General features: G+C 58.6%; 14 protein-coding genes. 8 read left to right on the top strand and 6 right to left on the bottom strand.

The window, feature by feature from the left end:
* Window positions 1-643: 643 nt before the first annotated feature.
* Window positions 644-3,655, top strand: coding sequence for a TonB-dependent receptor domain-containing protein (locus FHS83_RS16035; protein WP_167083960.1), 3,012 nt, complete (start codon window positions 644-646; stop codon window positions 3,653-3,655).
* Between the two features lie 115 nt (window positions 3,656-3,770).
* Here FHS83_RS16035 and FHS83_RS16040 read toward each other — a convergent pair whose 3' ends face one another.
* Window positions 3,771-5,243, bottom strand: coding sequence for a hypothetical protein (locus FHS83_RS16040; RefSeq protein WP_167083962.1), 1,473 nt, complete (start codon window positions 5,241-5,243; stop codon window positions 3,771-3,773).
* Window positions 5,244-5,841: 598 nt separating this feature from the next.
* On the opposite strand from FHS83_RS16040, the gene cyoA reads away from it, so the two are divergent.
* From cyoA to cyoD, 4 genes are read left to right on the top strand one after another with little or no spacing between them, the layout of a single operon-like run.
* Window positions 5,842-6,810, top strand: coding sequence for a ubiquinol oxidase subunit II (cyoA, locus tag FHS83_RS16045; RefSeq protein ID WP_208414902.1), 969 nt, complete (start codon window positions 5,842-5,844; stop codon window positions 6,808-6,810).
* Between the two features lie 30 nt (window positions 6,811-6,840).
* Window positions 6,841-8,820 carry a cytochrome o ubiquinol oxidase subunit I gene (gene cyoB, locus FHS83_RS16050; protein WP_167085568.1) on the top strand — a complete coding sequence of 660 codons (1,980 nt, stop codon included), beginning with the start codon at window positions 6,841-6,843 and terminating at the stop codon, window positions 8,818-8,820.
* A complete protein-coding gene (cyoC, locus tag FHS83_RS16055; RefSeq protein ID WP_167083964.1) occupies window positions 8,817-9,416 on the top strand; it encodes a cytochrome o ubiquinol oxidase subunit III in 600 nt (199 codons plus the stop codon). Before cyoB ends, cyoC begins: the two co-directional genes overlap by 4 nt.
* Window positions 9,416-9,775, top strand: coding sequence for a cytochrome o ubiquinol oxidase subunit IV (cyoD, locus tag FHS83_RS16060; protein ID WP_167083966.1), 360 nt, complete (start codon window positions 9,416-9,418; stop codon window positions 9,773-9,775). The genes cyoC and cyoD overlap by 1 nt, the downstream gene beginning before the upstream one ends.
* 320 nt (window positions 9,776-10,095) lie before the next feature.
* Here cyoD and FHS83_RS16065 read toward each other — a convergent pair whose 3' ends face one another.
* Both FHS83_RS16065 and FHS83_RS16070 read right to left on the bottom strand, forming a co-directional pair.
* The gene (locus tag FHS83_RS16065) at window positions 10,096-10,515 is read right to left on the bottom strand and encodes a helix-turn-helix domain-containing protein (protein ID WP_167083968.1); all 420 of its coding nucleotides are present in this window, start codon (window positions 10,513-10,515) and stop codon (window positions 10,096-10,098) included.
* Window positions 10,516-10,779: 264 nt separating this feature from the next.
* Complete coding sequence (locus FHS83_RS16070; protein ID WP_167083970.1) at window positions 10,780-11,385, bottom strand: response regulator transcription factor; 606 nt, start codon at window positions 11,383-11,385, stop codon at window positions 10,780-10,782.
* A 241-nt stretch (window positions 11,386-11,626) separates the two neighbouring features.
* Between FHS83_RS16070 and FHS83_RS16075 the strand changes: the two genes are divergently transcribed.
* Both FHS83_RS16075 and FHS83_RS16080 read left to right on the top strand, forming a co-directional pair.
* On the top strand, window positions 11,627-12,040 hold the full coding sequence (locus FHS83_RS16075; protein WP_167083972.1) for a hypothetical protein: 414 nt from the start codon (window positions 11,627-11,629) through the stop codon (window positions 12,038-12,040).
* The gene (locus FHS83_RS16080; RefSeq protein ID WP_167083974.1) at window positions 12,030-12,698 is read left to right on the top strand and encodes an NAD(P)H-dependent oxidoreductase; all 669 of its coding nucleotides are present in this window, start codon (window positions 12,030-12,032) and stop codon (window positions 12,696-12,698) included. Before FHS83_RS16075 ends, FHS83_RS16080 begins: the two co-directional genes overlap by 11 nt.
* Window positions 12,699-12,753: 55 nt before the next feature.
* Here the strand turns inward: FHS83_RS16080 and FHS83_RS16085 are convergent, their stop codons facing one another.
* The 3 genes from FHS83_RS16085 to FHS83_RS16095 all read right to left on the bottom strand — a co-directional run bounded on the left by FHS83_RS16085 (window position 12,754) and on the right by FHS83_RS16095 (window position 16,619).
* Window positions 12,754-14,439, bottom strand: coding sequence for a PAS-domain containing protein (locus FHS83_RS16085; protein WP_167083976.1), 1,686 nt, complete (start codon window positions 14,437-14,439; stop codon window positions 12,754-12,756).
* Window positions 14,440-14,528: 89 nt separating this feature from the next.
* Complete coding sequence (locus tag FHS83_RS16090; protein WP_167083978.1) at window positions 14,529-15,179, bottom strand: Crp/Fnr family transcriptional regulator; 651 nt, start codon at window positions 15,177-15,179, stop codon at window positions 14,529-14,531.
* Between the two features lie 354 nt (window positions 15,180-15,533).
* Entirely contained in the window at window positions 15,534-16,619 is a 1,086-nt protein-coding gene (locus tag FHS83_RS16095) for a pentapeptide repeat-containing protein (protein WP_167083980.1), read from the bottom strand.
* Window positions 16,620-16,846: 227 nt separating this feature from the next.
* Between FHS83_RS16095 and FHS83_RS19835 the strand changes: the two genes are divergently transcribed.
* On the top strand, window positions 16,847-18,100 hold the full coding sequence (locus tag FHS83_RS19835) for an SEL1-like repeat protein (protein WP_167083981.1): 1,254 nt from the start codon (window positions 16,847-16,849) through the stop codon (window positions 18,098-18,100).
* Window positions 18,101-18,169: the final 69 nt, after the last annotated feature.

Here is an 18,169-nt window from a genome sequence, read left to right on the forward strand (position 1 = left end):
ATATGGAAACAGCGGGAGGAAACTCCCGCTGTTTTTGTTTTGGGCTGGAGATTTCCGTGACGGCAATTATGTTTCGGCGGTAGGCGCTCGCTTGCCTCGCCGCGGGCTTGTTTGTCAGGCAAATCAATCAAGTCCTTGCCGTCTCGCATGCACGCTGGAAAGCGCTTTCATACAGGTACTTAGTGTGATCCGTTAGGCGTACATGCAGATTATTCGCCTCCTCCCGCGGGCGGCCAATTGCGGCATAACTACGACCAAAGTCGGGGATGTTTGTCGCACCCCCTCTGCCTAATGTCCTAAATTGTAAGCACCACACATCGCCTCGTCAGAAGGCGAGGGCTTGCGAGACCGCGCGAGCGGCAACTGTCCCCGGTGGCACGGATGTGCCCCGGCCATCTTTGGGTGACCCACATTCTCCGGGGGGAGGGATGCTGTCGTTCAGGGCTAATCCGCCAAAACCAAACCGGAAACCCGCGCTTCTGCGCGCTGCTGTCTGCATCGCCGTTCTCCGCATTGCCGGGCGCAACGGTGGATGCGGCGGCCACACGCATATCACCGCAACGCATCATCACGGGACATAAAGGTCCGGCGCACCAACGCCGCGAAATAACAACAAAAGCCAAAACAGGAGAGGGAGAATATCATGACAGAGCATAAGCATTTGCGGGCAGTCTTGCTGGGCGGCATCAGCCTTGCTGCGTTTTACGCTGCACCGGCCTTCGCGCAGGAAACCTTGGAAACCGTGACCGTCACCGGTTCGCGCGTCATCACCGACACCACCTTGTCGCCGACGCCGATTACATCCTTGGATGTTACGCAACTACAGACCACCACGCCGACCGATATCCCGGACGCCCTCAACAAGCTACCCACCATCATTGGCGGGCGCACGCCGCGCAACCAGGGTAACGGCAGCACGAATAATGGTGGCAACACGCTGGCTTTGCGTAACTTCGGCGCCTCGCGCACCCTAGTGCTGCTCGATGGTCATCGCGTTCCGGCGTCCAACCAGGACGGCACAGTCAACGTTGATACGCTGCCCCAAGTGTTGATGCAGCAGATCGATATCGTCACCGGCGGCGCCTCGGCGGTTTACGGCTCCGATGCCGTGGCTGGTGTGATCAACTTCGTGCTCAACAAGAATTTCAACGGCTTCAAGTACAACGTCAACGCCGGTATTTCGAACTATGGCGATGGTGCCCAGCACCAGGTCGAACTGGCCTATGGCACCCCACTGTTCGGTGGCAAAGGCCATTTTGAGACCGCGGGCCGCTATCGTTATCAAGACATGGTTCCGATCAAGAACCGTCCCTATGGCCAGAACGGACAATCATGGCTGCAGGCGGGTGGTGGCACGACCTCCAATCCTTGGGTTGATGTTCCTTACGGGCGCACCTTCAACCAGTCGATGCACGGCACCATCAATTGCGGCTCGGCCTGCCAATATAACCGTTACACCTTCAATGCGCCTGGTGAGATTTCCCCCATGGTCCATGGCGTCATCTCACCGTCAGGTGGTTTGGAAAGCGGCGGTGATGGCGGTTGGGTGCAGAATGGTACCTTCCGCTCCAAAGTTAGAATGGCCGATTTGTTCGCCCGCTTCAGCTACGACATCACGCCGAGCATTAATGCTTATGTTCAGGGCAGTGTGGCGGAGTCGGAAGACTTCTCGCGCTGGATTACCTGGGTGGTAAGCGGCGCGAGCAGCCGCCCCAACACGGTCTTCGCGAACAACCCATTCTTGACTGCTGCCACGCAGCAAAAGCTGGGCGCGAGTATCAACTGTAACGATCCGGTTGCCTCGGCGGGCTGGCGCTGCTTGCCTGCTGTGCCTTCGGTCTCACCGCAGACCGGGACCACGCCGCCGCCGCCGCCGAATGTGCCGTACTTCTCGGCGCCCTCTTACATCTGGAGCCATGTCGGTGGCGTGGACGCGCCGCAGAACCTCTATCAAACCCGCGGCTTGCAGCGGAACGTCAATGTCGAAACGGGCGCCACGGGCACGCTCTCAGGGCTGAATTGGGACGTCTATTACAATCACGGTGAAAGCCGCCTGAAGGTCTTGAACCCCAACAACACCGACAACGCCAAATACCTTGCCTCGTTGGACGCGGTGGTTGCGCCGACCGGTACCAAGGTCAATGGTCAGGACATCAGCGGCAGCATCACCTGCTGGGTGCTGACTCAGCCGCAATATGCGGGCCTCTATCCTGGATGTATTCCATCCAACATATTCGACCCCAACGGGCCTTCGCAGGCCGCCTATGATTATCTGAAAACGCCGACCTGGTGGATTTTGACTCAGAAGGTGGATGACATTGGCGGTTCGATCCATGGCGGGCTCTGGGGCTTTGGCCTTCCGGCCGGTGAAATCACCGCCGCTCTGTCTGCGGAAGCACGCTGGAACACCTACGACCTGACCAATAACGGCCGCTCGCCGACGGAGTTTGTGGATTGCACCGGCCTTCGCATGTGTCTCGCCAATGGCGGCGCCCCGGTGCGCTATGTGCAGAACACCAACGCCCCGGTCAGTGCGAGCAACAGCGTCTATGAATTCGCGGCGGAATTTAACGTACCGCTGCTGAAAGACATGCCGTTGGTGCAATCTTTGTCGGCCGACTTCGCCGGACGCTACACAAACTACTCAAACTTCGGTGGGGTGGAGACGTGGAAAATCGGCGGCGATTGGCACGTCGACGACAACATCCATTTCCGTGGTACGATGTCGTTCGATATCCGCGCACCCAACCTCAACGATCTTTATCAACCGGCTGGTATTTCCTCGACCGGCTTCCAGGATCTTCTCACCGGCAAGAGCGACAACACTCGCCTTGTCACGCGCGGCAACCCCAACCTGAAGCCGGAAAACGCACGTACCTATACTGCGGGCGTGGTGCTGACGCCGACCTTCCTGCAGGGCTTCAATTTCTCGGTCGACTGGTATCAGACCCACATGACCCAGGCGATCACGGGCATCAGCTATCAGAGCAACGACGTGCAGAAGTTCTGCATCAACAGTGCGCCTGCCTATAACTCGCCTTACTGCTCTTTGGCGGTGCGCCCGATCACTAACCCGAGCGATCCTGCCTTTACTTCGCCGGCGAACTATCCAACCGAAGTGTGGTCGGCGGGCTTCAACTCTGCCACCCAGCAGATGGAAGGTTTCGATATCGAAGCCAATTATCGCTGGAATATGGAAGAGCTGCTTCCCTGGTTCCCTGGCGATTTCACCATCCGGCATATGATGACCTATCAGCCGGTGAATACGACGGTGAACTTCCCGGGGGCGCCGCCCGCCTGGGCCTTCGCGCCCAAACTGCGCCAGACCTCGTTCCTGAATTACACCAATGGCAATTTCTCGCTGTCGTTGCAGAACCAGCTCCTCAGCAGCGTGAAGAAGGCCACCAACAGCACCCAGGTCTATACCATCCCGCGGTTGGGCTCGAACGATGTGCTCGACGTGACCGTGTCCGAGCGCTTCGATCTGTGGGGCGCCAGCAACGAGGTCTATCTCTCGGTCAGCAATATCGGCAACACGCGCGCACCGCTCTACACCGCGGGCACGGCGGGTCTTCCGGGCTTGTTCTATCCGACGGCGGGCTTCCACGACGATATGGGCCGCTACTTCACGCTCGGCCTGAAGGGGAATTTCTAACCGCCTTCTTTTAGGCGCACGGGACTTGGTTCAACTCTCCCAGTCGCGAGCTTAGTCCCGGTGATCCCTGCCCCTGTTCTTGAAAGAGAGCAGGGGCTTTTTTATTCGGGTGCATTCACGCGAGTAATTTCGCGATTGCGACTGCAGCCCCGGCAACTTTTGCAACAGAGGGCAGAACCGCAACCAAACCGTCCCAATAGGCTTTCAGGACAGGCTTCGTCGGTTGCGGCTTGGCAACTTCCTCGTTCAGCTTATTTACGAGTTCCCCGGCATCTTTATTGCCGGAGGCATGCACTTCATCGCTGATACGAGCCAGCGCATTGGCAGTCTCCTCGTCATGGTTTGTCTTCACGACGTTGAATGCATTGCGCGCGATTGAATGATTGAGAATGGTGGAATTGCTGATATTCGAGAAAACGTCTCCCATTCTGACCTCCAGTTTTGTGCCGTTTGTAGTGTTGGCGAGCAGGGTCTTGGCGAAGCGTCTCTGCACCCGTCCCGCATCGGGATAAACCGCATCCAGCCAGCCGCCGAGCTGTTCCACGGCATCAGCCAAGGAAGGCGCGATTTCACCCAGGAACGGAATTGCCTGACCGGCTTGCCCCACGATCGCCAATTGTGCGTCGAAGAGGCGGTCACTAAGCCCAGCAAGACGGCGAAGCATGCTCTCGGCCGGTTGGCTTTTCTCGGATTGCCATCGCTGAACGAGGCGGATTACGGCGCTGCCTTCGCTATGCAGGCGCACGAAACTGCGCCGTACCTGCCGCATTAAAAGCCCATAACGCATATCCCCAACAAACAACGTGAGTGCACGGAACGATCCTGCCGCATCGCGAACGACTTCCGTCTGTAATTGCGGTGGCTCATCCAACGCGCCGGGCACGACGAGCAGGATCAGCGGTTCAGTGGCAATCAGCGCGGCACGGGCCTGCTTCAATTTTTCGGCCTCGCTCTCTTGCGTGCGCGCGACTGCGCGGAGGGGTTCGCGGGTCGTGGCTGCGAGATACGCCTCGCGGAAAGGTCTGGACAAAGCCCCCAGACGCACCTTTTGGCGGGATGGGGATCGTTTACTGGGGCGGGAGGTGCGAATTTCGGTGTCTATCGCCAAAATCAGGCGACAGATCTCTGCTGGAGACAGTTTCGCAAGGTCCGCCCCATAATCCAGAACCATAGGAATTTCCAGGCGAGCGGAAATCAACCCGTCCGCAAAGAGCCGTGGGCCTGGAGGCGGCTCGCGGATCGGTAAAGTTGCGCCGGCTTGGTTCAACACCTGCTGAGCGGCGTCTACGGGGATGCGTACAAAGCGTTTTGCAGAAACGAACCAGTTTTCGTCACTAATAAGAGGCGGCGGCAGCTCTGGAGGGCTGTTCTCAATTGCTCTTGACGCATTTTGATGGCGGTAGGTAGCGCGTTGAAGGCTGCGATACTGTCCTGGACCAAAGCGGCGCAAATACACGCTACAGTCGCGCTCTTGGAAGGGGGCGCGCACCAGAGCGAGATCTGCACAGAGAATTGGCCGAAGATCTGCGACCGGAAATACCACCGTCGCAAATAAGGTGCCCTTCAGCCAATCGCTGTTGCGTTCCATAGCGCACCAATTTTGCCCACCGTCTAAACCGGGTCCGGGCTTCACGTCAGGAATGCCTTTGCGGGTTTGTGGTCTGCCCAGGCTTCCAACCGCTCGGCCAGCGCCGCGAGGGCACCAGCACCTCGCTATGTTACTCTCATATGGGCGACTAATTCAATTGTAACTAGTTTGCAAAATTAATTGAACGTGACGCGCGAATTTTGTCGAATCGGTTCTCCGTCGCAACCTAAAACAGGATGCCGCTCATCCTTCGCAGCACCGCCAAATCGAAGGACAGAAATGCAGAAGAGAGCGGGAATGCCGAGCAGATACGCGCAGCAGCGCTGCGTTATCTGACTATATCACCTAATGCGTTGATCGTGCGTCCGGTTTGCAATCATTACTCTTGCGATATCTGCGGCAATATGGCGGATTGCGTGCGACAGGTTGGTGTCGCTGTTTAGAACTCCGATAAGAGTTAGTTTTAGTTTGAGGTAGGGAGAGATCCTTATCGGCCTGAAAACCGCTTGTTCAGGCTTAAGTCGTTCACTTTAGGGCAGTTTCAACGGTCGGTTTGCCCCTCGCAGTCCGGCCAAGAGCATAGGCTGGAGCGTCGTTCGTGCGGATTTCGGATTGGGCTGGAAAAGCCAAATTGGCGTCGCGAGTGGGGCTTCTCACTCTCGCGGCGGTCCTTCTCAGCGGATGTGATTATGTCGTGATGGACCCCAAAGGGCCCGTCGGTGAGGCCGAAAAGAACCTCATTCTTCTGGCGACTGGGATCATGCTTTTGGTCGTGGTGCCGGTGATCATCATGGCCGTGGCCTTTGCCTGGAAGTATCGCGCTTCCAATACTAAGGCGACCTACGCGCCCGACTGGCACCACTCCAACACCATCGAAGCGGTGGTCTGGACCATTCCGGTGCTGATCATTCTGGTCTTGGGCACGGTCACCTGGATCACCTCTCATTCGCTCGACCCGCGCAAAGAGATTCCTTCCGCGGAAAAACCGCTCGAAGTCGAAGTCGTTTCGCTGGATTGGAAATGGCTCTTCATCTATCCGGAACAGGGCGTGGCTTCGGTCAACGAGCTGGCGGTGCCGGTCGGGCGCACGGTGCATTTCAAGCTGACGAGCTCGGGCGTGATGAATGCGTTTTTCGTGCCGCAGCTTGGCACGCAGGTCTATACGATGTCGGGCATGCAGTCCCAGCTGAACCTTCGCGCCGATCATCCCGGCACCTATATGGGCATCTCGGCCAATTACTCAGGCCGCGGCTTTGCCGATATGCATTTCGCGGCCAAGGCGCTGGACACAGCGGCTTTCAAGGCCTGGGTTGCCAAGGCCAAGGCAGCGGGCCCGCTCAGCAATGCCGAATACGCCGCACTGATGAAGCAAGGCACGCATCCGGTCACGGCCTACGGCTCGGTGGAAGAGGGGCTGTTTCACCGCATCCTCAACCGCTGCGCCATGGGCGGGGTTTGCACCGATGATGCCGTCGCGATGGCGAATATGAAAGCCACCGCGCCGGGTAAGCCGATCTGCGATGATCCGGCCAAAAAAGCAGTCAACACCAAACAGATTAAAGGCTGAGCCATGAGCGCAGGCGATCTTCAAACCTTGCTGTTCGGCAAGCTGACCCTCGAAGCCATTCCTTTTCACGAGCCCATCATCATGGGGGCCGTGTCGGGCATGGTCATTGCCGCTGTCACCGTGCTGGGCACGCTGACCTATCTGAAGCGCTGGAAATGGCTGTGGACGGAATGGCTGACCTCTGTCGATCACAAGAAGATCGGCATGATGTACATCATCCTGGCCCTCATCATGCTGCTGCGCGGCTTTGCGGACGCGCTGATGATGCGCGGCCAGCAGGCGATGGCGTCTTCGGGCGGGGCAGGGTTCCTGCCACCGGAGCATTTCGACCAGGTCTTCACCGCCCATGGCGTGATCATGATCTTCTTCATGGCCATGCCCTTTGTGATTGGGCTGATGAATATCGTCATGCCGCTGCAGATCGGCGCGCGCGACGTGGCCTTCCCCTATCTCAACTCCATGAGCTTCTGGCTGACGGCCGCGGGCGCCATGCTGGTGAACGTTTCGCTGGCCGTGGGTGAATTCGCCCATACCGGCTGGCTGGCCTATCCGCCGCTCTCGGAACTGGCTTTCTCACCGGGCGTGGGTGTCGATTACTACATCTGGGCTTTGCAGATTTCGGGTCTGGGCACGCTTCTATCCGGCGTGAACCTCATTACCACGATCCTGAAGATGCGCGCCCCGGGCATGAAGATGATGGAGATGCCGGTCTTCACCTGGACCACCCTCTGCGCCAACATGCTGATCGTGGCGGCCTTCCCGATCCTGACGGTGACCCTCGCCATGCTGGGGCTGGACCGCTATCTGGGTATGCATTTCTTCACCCATGACGGCGGCGGCAACGCCATGATGTATGTCAACCTGATCTGGGCCTGGGGCCATCCCGAGGTCTACATCCTGGTGCTGCCGGCTTTCGGTATCTTTTCGGAAGTGACCGCGACCTTCTCAGGCAAGCCGCTCTTCGGCTACAAATCGATGGTCTATGCCACGGTTTGCATCACCGTCCTCAGCTTCCTGGTCTGGCTGCATCACTTCTTCACCATGGGCTCGGGCGCCAAGGTGAATGCCTTCTTCGGCATCACCACCATGATTATCTCGATCCCGACCGGCGTGAAGATCTTCAACTGGCTGTTCACGATGTATCGCGGACGCGTGCGTCTGGAAGTGCCCGTGCTCTGGACCATCGGCTTCATCATCACCTTTGCCATCGGCGGCATGACTGGTGTGTTGATGGCGGTGCCGCCGGCGGACTTCGTGCTGCATAACTCGCTCTTCCTGATCGCCCATTTCCATAACGCCATCATCGGCGGCGTGGTCTTCGGCGTCATGGCGGGCTTCTCCTACTGGTTCCCCAAGGCGACCGGCATCAAACTTGATCCCTTCCTGGGCAAGGTCTCCTTCTGGTGCTGGTTTGTCGGCTTCTATGTCGCCTTCATGCCGATCTATGCCCTCGGCCTGATGGGCATGACCCGCCGCCTCGACCATGTCGATAACGCCGTCTGGCATGTCTATCTGATCGTGGCCGCGGTTGGCGCGCTGATCATCTTCATCGGCATCAACGCGACCGTGCTGCAGATCGTCTGGAGCATCGTGAAGCACAAGAAGCTCAAGGATAAGACGGGCGATCCCTGGAATGGCCGCACCCTGGAATGGGCGACCTCTTCGCCGCCAGCCTTCTATAACTTCGCGGTTGTGCCCAAAGTGCATGGCATCGACGCCTTCTGGGCGATGAAGCAGGAGGGCAAGGCGCCCAAGCTGGAGCCGCAGTATGAGAAAATCCACATGCCGCATAACACCGGCACTGGTTTTATCATCGGCGTCACCTCCGGCGTGCTTGGCTTTGCGCTCACTTGGCATATCTGGTGGCTGGTCGGCTTGGCCTTCCTGGTGATGCTGGGGGCGGCTGTCGCCCATAGCTTCGACGAAGACCGCGATTATTACGTTCCCTCGGAGACGGTTGCTGCCACCGAAGCGGCCCGCTTCAAAGTCATGGCGGAGGCAGTGCAATGACGGCCCAAGTACTTTCGGACCATCACGGCGACGATCACGCGCACGAGAGCAATATTCCTCTCGGCTTCTGGATCTACCTGATGAGCGACTGCATTCTGTTCGCGACGATTTTCGCGGGTTTTGTGGTCCTTCGGGGCAATCTGGCGGGCGGGCCTTCGGGCGCGGAGCTCTTCGATCTGAATTATGTGGCAGTCGAAACCGCGCTGCTCCTCATCTCGAGCTTGACCTACGGTTTGGCGATGATCGCCATGTTTAAGAATAAGCTGCCGGTCGTACTCGGTTGGTTGGCAGTGACCTTTCTGCTCGGTGCGGGCTTCATTGGAATGGAAATCCATGAATTCGCTAAGCTGGTGGAAGAGGGCGCCGGTCCCAGCCGTTCAGGCTTTCTTTCAGGCTTCTTTACTCTAGTCGGTACCCACGGGCTGCACGTCACCTCGGGCCTGGTGTGGATGGCTGTGATGTTCGCCCATCTCTTCCGCCGCGGCCTGACCCAGGTCAATCAGACCCGTCTGTTGATCCTCAGCCTCTTCTGGCACTTCCTCGACATCATCTGGATCGGGGTTTTCAGCATCGTCTATCTGATGGGAGCCGTCTGATGAACGCGCCCGTAAAACAACCCAGCCATGGCAGCGATCACGCGGGCCACGGTACCGTCACCTCTTATGTGATCGGTTTCGTCCTCTCGGTTATCCTGACGGCCATCCCCTTTGCTCTGGTGATGAACCATATGCTCCCGGCTCAGACTGCCATCCTGGCGGTTGTTGCGATCGGCGTGGTGCAGATCCTGGTGCATCTGTTCTTCTTCCTGCACATGAACACCAGCTCGGGGCAGGTCTGGAACAACACCGCCTTCATCTTCACCGTAGTGGTGGTGGGAATCCTGGTCGTAGGCTCGCTCTGGATCATGTATCACCTCAACATGAACATGATGCCGGGCATGATGCCGACCGAATAGCGGTAATTGCGATAGCACAAACAGAGCGGCGTCCATCTCGGGCGCCGCTTTTGTTTTGGGTGTAGTGTCAATTTAAGGTTGAATTGATGCAGGGAAAACGAGATAAAAAATGGATATTCAGTTACTCCGCCCAGGGTAGGACTCCGCACCACGCCAAATGTTTGGCGTAGATACAATCTGCTGCAGGCGCCCAGGCAGACGTTGCGGAATGGGGCAGGCTTTGCAGGATATAATCTGTAGACTGACTGTAGTGGCCTGGCAGTGGGAACTGGCACCTTATGACGCAGGCCTTCATGGGGCCCTGAAGCCGGTACCCTGTATTATACCGTGTCGCTGACGAGCTCTCGTTGGCCTTGCTGCTGGATTTCCTCGATCAGGGAGAGGATAACCCGGCGCTGCTTGGCTTCCTTGATACCCAGAAAGGCTTCACAGAGACGCAGCCCATCTATGCTGCTGGCGAAAGCGGCAACCTCATTGGTCTGCGCGCTGCGCTTGGCAGCATCATCTGCCACAGGGCCATTTGGGAAGAAGTCCTGCACTGGAATGGCGTAGAGCGATGCGATTTGAAACAGCCGTCCAGCACCGACGCGATTGATGCCCGCTTCGTATTTTTGAATCTGCTGGAAGGTGATGCCGATCTTCTTGGCGACGTCAGCCTGCGACAGTCCAAGCTGGCGGCGGTAGCTGCGAAGGCGCCCCGCGACATAGGTGTCGATCGCGTTGGCGGTTTTCGGGGACATTGAATTCTCCTGCTGCGCCGCAAATCTCGGCGAGCGGACAAAAAAGCGCGTGCTTCAAGGCCGCGCAAGAGCGCTGTGATTTTGATTGTGGGAGGCTTAAACTGCAAGTTGACACTGGTCAAAGTTGCAGAAGCCCACAAGACAATGTTGCCCGTGTACGGAAGTTAATAAAAATCGATATAACCTTCATGAAAAACGCGCGTCGCTAGATGGAGCGAGCTTTTCGCGCTTCAAATCAATCCGCAATACGTACGAAATTTGCGCTCAACCCGTCGCACATAAAGCTGTTCGTACAAGGTCGGAAAGGCTGTCCGCCTTGAGCTTGGTCATGATCTGCGCGCGATATACCTCCACAGTTCGCGGGGATATGCCGAGCTTCTGTGCTACCGCCTTGTTTGATAACCCGCCGACCAGTTCGTCGAGAACATGTTTCTCGCGTGGTGTCAGCGAGCCGACAAGACGCTTTGCTTGTTTAGCCGCCGCGGCTTGGCTTCTGGTCTTTTCGCCTATCTCCAGAGCGCGGCGGATGCATTGGAGCAAAGCCTCGCCATCGCAAGGCTTTTCAAGAAAATCGACGGCGCCAGCTTTCATTGCTTGCACGGCGAGATCGATTTCTCCGAATCCTGAAACGATCACCACAGGCAGGTCATGGCGCCGCCGAGCGACTTCGCGCTGCAAGCTAAGGCCATCCATACCTGGCATCACCATATCGGCGACAACGCAGGATGTGCCGAACACATCATCATCCAGGAAGGCTGTGGCGGAGGCGTAGTCCTTAACCTTGAAACTGGCTGCTTCGAGCAAGACGCGAAGTGCGTCTCGGGCCACGTCGTCGTCGTCCACGATGGAAATATTCAATTGCCTGTCCATACCCAACTGCGCCTTTTGCGCCCGTCACCGTGCCTCCCCTTGGAGATTACCCTTAAGACGTTTTTGATTTTTCTGCGATCCGTAATAGGCCGTACACGTATAAACAACGTACGCGCGTGTAGGGGGCGCAGGGACGGCGATGATCTGGATCAATATACGGCGGGAAATGTAGGCGTAACTCCCAACTGTTTGCCACATTCACGGCGCATAAAATGGGCCGGAAGCGCGCGAAAGCGGGACCATGGCACTCGGCGTTTGTCTCATTACGTCTGAAAACAAAAGCGAAAATGCTGAAGAGCTGCGCGGGCTATTTGAGCGTTGCGGCCTGGAAGTGTCCACGCCGCATTCTCCAGAGGCAGACGACGGCCACATCTATGATGCCGCTGTCTGCTTGGTAATCGATATGCCCCAAGGCGGCGCGCTTCGGACACTGCGCCTCTTTCGCGCCTACGGCATTACCACCCCCGCTTTGCTGATTGTGGATCCAGGGCGCGAAGTCGACCCGGAAACGCTCGATTGCGGTTGGGTGATGGATGTAATTCCGCGCGGTTCCAATCCCTTGAGGGTGCTGCGCTGGGTGCAATCGATGTGTGCCGCACGAAAGCTCTTATCGAGCCGTGCGCGCCAATCCAAAGAGACTGATCGTGCCGCCTGATCTCCATCTGGAAACCTTGCCTGAGACTGGCGCGTTTTCAGGGGCGATGAAAAAGCTTGTGATCATCAATGGACATCCCGACCCTCGGTCGCAGCGCTTCTGTGCCGGTTTGGCACAGGCCTATCAGCAGGGTGCGGAGGAGGCGGGTTGGCGTGTAACGCGGGTGGAGCTTGGGGCGCTGCCACTTACCAGCATCGCTGATCTGGCCGAAAATCGCTGCAGTGCGGATATTCAAGCCATTCTGGCGGGGATCGAATGTGCCTCCAGATTGGCGCTGATTTACCCCTTATGGTTTGACCGACCGCCACAAGCCTTGCTGGCGGTGTTGGGCCATTATGCGCGGCTGCAATGGAGCCCCGCAGGCGGGCGCAAGGCGCATGTGGTCATTACAATGGATATGCCGGGCTTTGCCTATCGCCCGATGATGCGCGGCGGACAGCGTCCACTGATGCTGGATATTCCAGGTATTATCGCGGAAGAGCCGGTCCTGATCGGCTGTGCCTCCAGCATTGCCGCCGCAAGCCGTCAGGAGTGGCTATCTGCTATGCGGGATTTTGGCGGGCGGAGCCATCTTGGTATGTTGTCCCCACCATCGCGGATCGGCGAGCTTGCTGCGGCAGTAGACCGTACCGTCTCGCATTGGTGGGCCGGGCTTTAGACCCGGCCTCACGTTTTCTCCCTACATCCGGGCCAATGCACATTCAGGCCAGCGCTCAGGCGGCTGAAATCACCGGCTCATTGAGCTGCACGGGCGGTAATACCGGCGTCTCGCTGATGGCGACGCTGAAGCGGGACAAATCCGTGACATCGCCAAAAGAAACCATGGTGGCGCCATCAGGCAGCCGGGAGAGGGACAAATTTAGGCTCTTGCCATCGGCCCGCACCAAGTCGCCCCAGGCATTGTAACGTTCCGGATCGGGCGCGCTGATGCCGGCCGCGATCATGCTCCAGATGCCATCCCGGCCCGTGCGGCTGGAGCAAAGGTCGGCAACCTTGGTCAGATGCGGCTCGCCGGCGAGTTCGCTGTCTTCCAGCCGCCACAGTGCGGCAAAGGCCTCGTTGTGAATTCTGAGGCGGCCATCGGGGCCGAACATCGCGGTCGCAGTCTCGACCGTATCCAGCACGGCGCGCTGGGACCGCTTGAGAAGCTGATAGCTTTCTTCCTGGGCCAGCTTCTCGCTGATATCGCGGAAGAGATAGACCGCGCCGCCCGCCAGATAGGGCACAGAGCGCACATCGACGCTGATCCCATTAGGCAGGTGCCAGGTCTCTGTAACATGCTGGCCGGCATGCTCGAATTGGGCGAGGTGCTCCTGCTTCCAAGCGGTGAAGTTGCGCTGCTCCGGCACGCGGCGCATTTCGCGCAGCCGGTCGAGGATATCGTTCAAGGTCGGACGGGTTGCCAGCCAATCCTGCGGCAGGTGCCACATGCGGACATACGCGCTGTTGCACTGTATCAGCCGCTGGTCGGCGCCAAAAATTGCCACAGCCGTCTCGAGGGTATTGAGAATGGCGGTGTGGGATTCGGTGTTGAGCTGGGCGCGCGCTTCGGCTTTGGCCAAATCCGTGAGATCGGTCGCAAAGGCACCCACGCTGCGATCAGGCAGCTTTTTCATGTTGAGGGAGAAGACGCGGCGCTCGCCATCCACCACGGCGAAACGGCGCACGGCGTCAACATCGCCGCCCTCGGAGGCGACGCGCATCAGGTCGCGTTCGGATTTGTCGAGCTTGGCATCACAGAGCTGGGCATCGCGCAAAGTGGCTTGGCCGGTGGCCGCCAGGAAAGCGCGGTTGGCCCAGGTGAGCACGAGGTGGCGATTGCGAATCCAAACCGGAACGGGCAGGGCATCGAGCAAGGCGGTGTAGTCAGCGTCAGCGCTGGAAGCGTCTTTGTCGATGCGGAAAAACACTGCCGCGCGAGAGCCCACAGCACAGCCGCGCACACTCACTTGCGGAAAGGCGGCGGTGCGTACGACGGCGCTGAAGGCCGCCCCATGCGCCAGAAGGGTTTCGAGCCGGGCGGCCAGAAGCGGTGCGTCCGGGCCGTCGAGACAAGCCTGCAGAAGGCCTGCGCCGCCGCGATAGGAGAGCGGGGCGTGCATGTCCGATCCGAGCACTGCGATCGCTTCGGGGCAGGCGGAAATCATCGCCTCGCGAAAGCGGATATCGCCTTGGGCTTTGGCGAGCGCGCTTTTCATTGCCTCGCGATAGGCGTGAAAGCGCAGCCGCAACACCACGGCCCATATAGCGCAGCAAATTCCGATAAGCAGGGCGGAGACAACGAGCGCCGCCGTGGCATAGCTGTCGCCGGCATTGGGCTGGAGCCAGTGAGAAAGCCATGACACCCCGGCGAGAAGCTGGAGATAGGCGCCCATGGCGATTTCAAAAACCTTGTGCATGGTCTGATCCGTTAATCGCTCCGCACCCGGAAAGAACACCCGAACACGGCAAACATAACGCGGCAAACATGGTCACAAATTAAGAACGCTCAACTCTGGTTCTGGGGCCCAACACCCCCTGTTGCCAGCGCCATCAACCCGGCGCTGTCTTTCAGAAGGACGGTGTGGGCGTTGTGCAAATCAATGAGGTTCTGGCGGCGCAGGGCCGTGAGAATCCGGCAGACCGTTTCCACGGTAAGCCCAAGATGGTCTGCCATGTCCTTTCGGCCCATGGGCAGATTCAGGCGGTCGCCATCTTCCAGGCCAAGTTCGGCCACACCGTGTTCCTTACGCATACGGAGAAGAAAGCTGGCGATCCTTTGTGCCGCGCCTTCAGAGGCGAGGAGGAAAAGATGCGCCTCGGTGCGAGCGAGGGCGTTGCTGAGATGGTTCATGAGGTCATTTCGGACTCTCGCATTACCTTCGCTGAAACGCTCGAATTGTGTTTTTGAATAGGCAATGAGTGTGGCCGGGCCGACTGCTTCCAGTGTCAACGGATAACGTTCCGTCGTGGCAAGGCCATAAAGCGCGCCGGCGAAGAGGAATTCGGTGACCACCCGCTTGCCCCCGGGCATATGGCGGCATAGCCGCAAGGTGCCGCCGACCAGCTTGAAAATATCCGTCTGCGGATCGCCTTCCTGCGCAATGACGTCGCCTGACTTGAACCGGAGGCGGCGCGCAGAGCCCGAAAGCTTCTGCAAGAGGAAGTGAACGCCGTCCTGGTTGGGGGCGGCCGCGATGGTTGCCGCGTTCGCTTGCCGGGCTCTGTCGCTCGAAAATATGGCGGATTGCGGTGTCATCCCTACCCCCGTTTTTCTTTCCGGTTGCAAGGGTGGATGTATGGTTACCGAATCGAAAGCTGGGAGTTCCGCGTACGGATAGTCCGCGTGGGGAAAATTAGTAGTTTCCGCAATGGGGCTATTGCGGTGCTTGGATCAAATGGAGCCCATGTAAGCGCTGACAAAACGCGGGAGCGCTAACAATGCGCGAATGCCGGGGTATTGAATACGTATGCAACGCCTAAACGGAATTGATCTAGATCAGCACCGTTCGAGCTATTCGAAGATCGCTTCCGCCCGCTGCTCGGCGCTGAAGTTACTTTCGCTCACATCACAGGCTTTGTTGCCGCCCGATTTCAGTTCCAGTGGCCGCATATCGGCGCCGAGGAATTTGGCGTGTTGAAGTTTGGCGCCCTTGAAGCGCGCCCCGCGAAGATCTGCGCCCTCAAAGCTCGCGCCGCGCAGGTCGGCGCCTTCGAAATTGGCCCCCTGCAATTCGGTGCAGGAAAAGTCGGTCCCCGCCGCGATGACATCGCGCGCCGATATGGCGGTGAGCTTGAACTTGCCGATCAGCGCTGCGACCGGGCGGAGATCTTTGCCGTCCAGCAGGGCGACACTGCCATTGCGTCCATCGCTGCTCACCCAATGCTCATGCATTTTGAGCTGGACGAGAATGGTGCTGCGATTGCGCAGCGCATCGCTATCGGGGGGCAGAATGGCGCCATCCAGAGCCTCAGGTGGAACCCCAACCTCGTTCATATCGACATCGGTAAAAATCGCGTCCTTAAAACGTGTCGCCGCCATGCGGGCACCTTTGAAGCGGGTGCCGGTGATTACCGCGCCGGTGAAATCGGCGCCTTTCAAGTCGGCCCCTTCGAAGGATGCACCGTTCAAGGAGCAGTAGGAGAAATCGGCACCGCCTGCCGATCCGCTGCGGTCTACCACCATGCCCTTGCCGTTTGGCCCGTTGCGCATCAACCGGCCGGGACGAAAATCAGTACGATCAAGCCGCGCATAGGCGAGATTGGCGCCGGTCAGCGCCACGCCACGCAAATCCGCGCCCGTGAAATTGGCATAGCGCGCGTCCACCTTCTTCAGGTCGCAGCAATAAAGAATGGCGCTCGCGAGATTGGCGAATTTGAGGTTGGCGGCGGTCAAATTGGAGCCGGAAAAGTCGGCTTCGGCTAAAATACGATTGGAAAAATCCATGCGTGATAGCTGGCGGGAGAGAAGCTGGGCGCGCATGCCATTGCGCTCCGACTTCAGATAGGCCTCATGCGCGGAAAGTACGGCTTCGACTTCGCGAACCGACAGAATGTTTAGTGTATCGGTGTTAACGCTGTTCAGAGCGCTTCGAGACATTGCCTTGCTCTCCAGCACAGATTGCGCGGCAGATGCCGCCCGGTGGCGTAAAGCCTATCGGAAAAATCTTAGATGCCTTTGAATTGTTCAAACGCCAAGCACGCTTTCGAAAAATTGTTTACCGGATTCTTCACTAGATATTTTGGCCAATACTTTTTTCACCACAGTGGATCAGACTTTGCCTCGATAAATTGCTGGAGCTTCAATTGTCCGAAGGACAAACAATTGTGCGAAAGCGCCTCTCCGAAAATACCGGGGAGGGCGAAAATTACGAGGCGTTGCAGCGCGAGAAGGCGGCGGCGCTGAATGCCATAGCGTCCCAGGCAATTGTCGCTTCCCCCCGCGCGCGCGATGGGGTTGAGGCGTCGCTCAGCCGGATAGAGGCGCGCCTTGCGGCCAGTGAAAAGACCTGTGCCGCCCTGGAAGAAAAGCTCGGCGAGAAGTTGAAGGGGCTTGATATTGAAACCGCCGGGCTCGCCGACCGGCTGCATGCGCTTCGTCAGCGGCTGGATAAGTTCGAGGACAAGCAGCTCGCGGCATTATCGGAAATCCGCTTCGACCTTCTCAAGCTCGGGGCGCAACCGCAAAGTGCGCCCGTATATACGCAAGGCGAGATTGAAGAAGCGCCCGAGGAACCGCCGAGGGAAAAGATCGCGTCGCCGTCCTATCTTGAAAAGGCTCGCAGCGCCGCCAAGGCTGCGCAAATCGCGCTGGAAGAAATCGTGCGCCCGGTCAAGCGCTCGCACAAACGCTTCTGGTGGCGCTATCGCTGGCTGGTGTTGATGGGGCTGGCCGTAGTCGTGGTGTGGTTCGATGCTTATGTCTTTGCCCATTACCAACCGGCACAAGGCGCCATCGTGGCGGAGGCTTCCCCAGTCGCGGGTTCCCAGCACCAAATTGCTTTCGGTTCTCGCGCTCAACTCGTCCGTGGACTGAGATATATCAATGGAACGGGCGTGCCGATCGATCTTGCAAAAGGGCGCGCATATATAGAACTCGCGGCGCGCAGCGGTGATCCGGTCGCGGAAAACATGATGGGTGTTCTCGCGCAGACGGGCACGGGCGGGAACTCTGATATTGCGGCCGCCGCCGGGTGGTTTGAGCGCGCGGCAGGTCACGGTAATCTCAAGGCGATGGCCAATCTCGGCAAGCTCTATGCGGGCGGCTGGCGCGAGGGCACCGATTATAGCAAGGCCGCGATCTGGTTCGAACGCGCTGCGACGCTTGGAGATATCGACGCGGCGTTCGATCTTGCGGTTCTCAGCGAACGCGGGCTTGGCGTGGCGATGGACCTGGCGAGCGCCTATAAGTGGTACGCGATCGCGGGAGTGCGCGGCGATGCCCATGCCGCGGCCCGGGCCCAAGTCCTCGCGGAAAGCCTGCCGGCCCGTACCCGTGCAGCGCTCGACCGGGCGGTTGCCGCCTTTCAACCACGGAAAATAGACCCTGCCGCCAATACAGCGCCGGCTCTTCAGGGCTAGGGTCGGAAAATCCTTGCCTCAGCGGGGAAGGGGGGTAAAAGGACCCTCTTTCTTTCAGGGGTGTACCGG

The sequence above is a fragment of the Rhizomicrobium palustre genome, from assembly GCF_011761565.1.
Taxonomy (GTDB): domain Bacteria; phylum Pseudomonadota; class Alphaproteobacteria; order Micropepsales; family Micropepsaceae; genus Rhizomicrobium; species Rhizomicrobium palustre.

Excerpts from the sequence above, each read along its gene's own strand:
- FHS83_RS16035 (WP_167083960.1), top strand. The coding sequence starts at position 644 with ATGACAGAGCATAAGCATTTGCGGGCAGTCTTGCTGGGCGGCATCAGC.
- FHS83_RS16040 (WP_167083962.1), bottom strand. The coding sequence starts at position 5,243 with ATGGAACGCAACAGCGATTGGCTGAAGGGCACCTTATTTGCGACGGTG.
- cyoC (WP_167083964.1), top strand. The coding sequence starts at position 8,817 with ATGACGGCCCAAGTACTTTCGGACCATCACGGCGACGATCACGCGCAC.
- cyoD (WP_167083966.1), top strand. The coding sequence starts at position 9,416 with ATGAACGCGCCCGTAAAACAACCCAGCCATGGCAGCGATCACGCGGGC.
- FHS83_RS16065 (WP_167083968.1), bottom strand. The coding sequence starts at position 10,515 with ATGTCCCCGAAAACCGCCAACGCGATCGACACCTATGTCGCGGGGCGC.
- FHS83_RS16070 (WP_167083970.1), bottom strand. The coding sequence starts at position 11,385 with ATGGACAGGCAATTGAATATTTCCATCGTGGACGACGACGACGTGGCC.
- FHS83_RS16075 (WP_167083972.1), top strand. The coding sequence starts at position 11,627 with ATGGCACTCGGCGTTTGTCTCATTACGTCTGAAAACAAAAGCGAAAAT.
- FHS83_RS16085 (WP_167083976.1), bottom strand. The coding sequence starts at position 14,439 with ATGCACAAGGTTTTTGAAATCGCCATGGGCGCCTATCTCCAGCTTCTC.
- FHS83_RS16095 (WP_167083980.1), bottom strand. The coding sequence starts at position 16,619 with ATGTCTCGAAGCGCTCTGAACAGCGTTAACACCGATACACTAAACATT.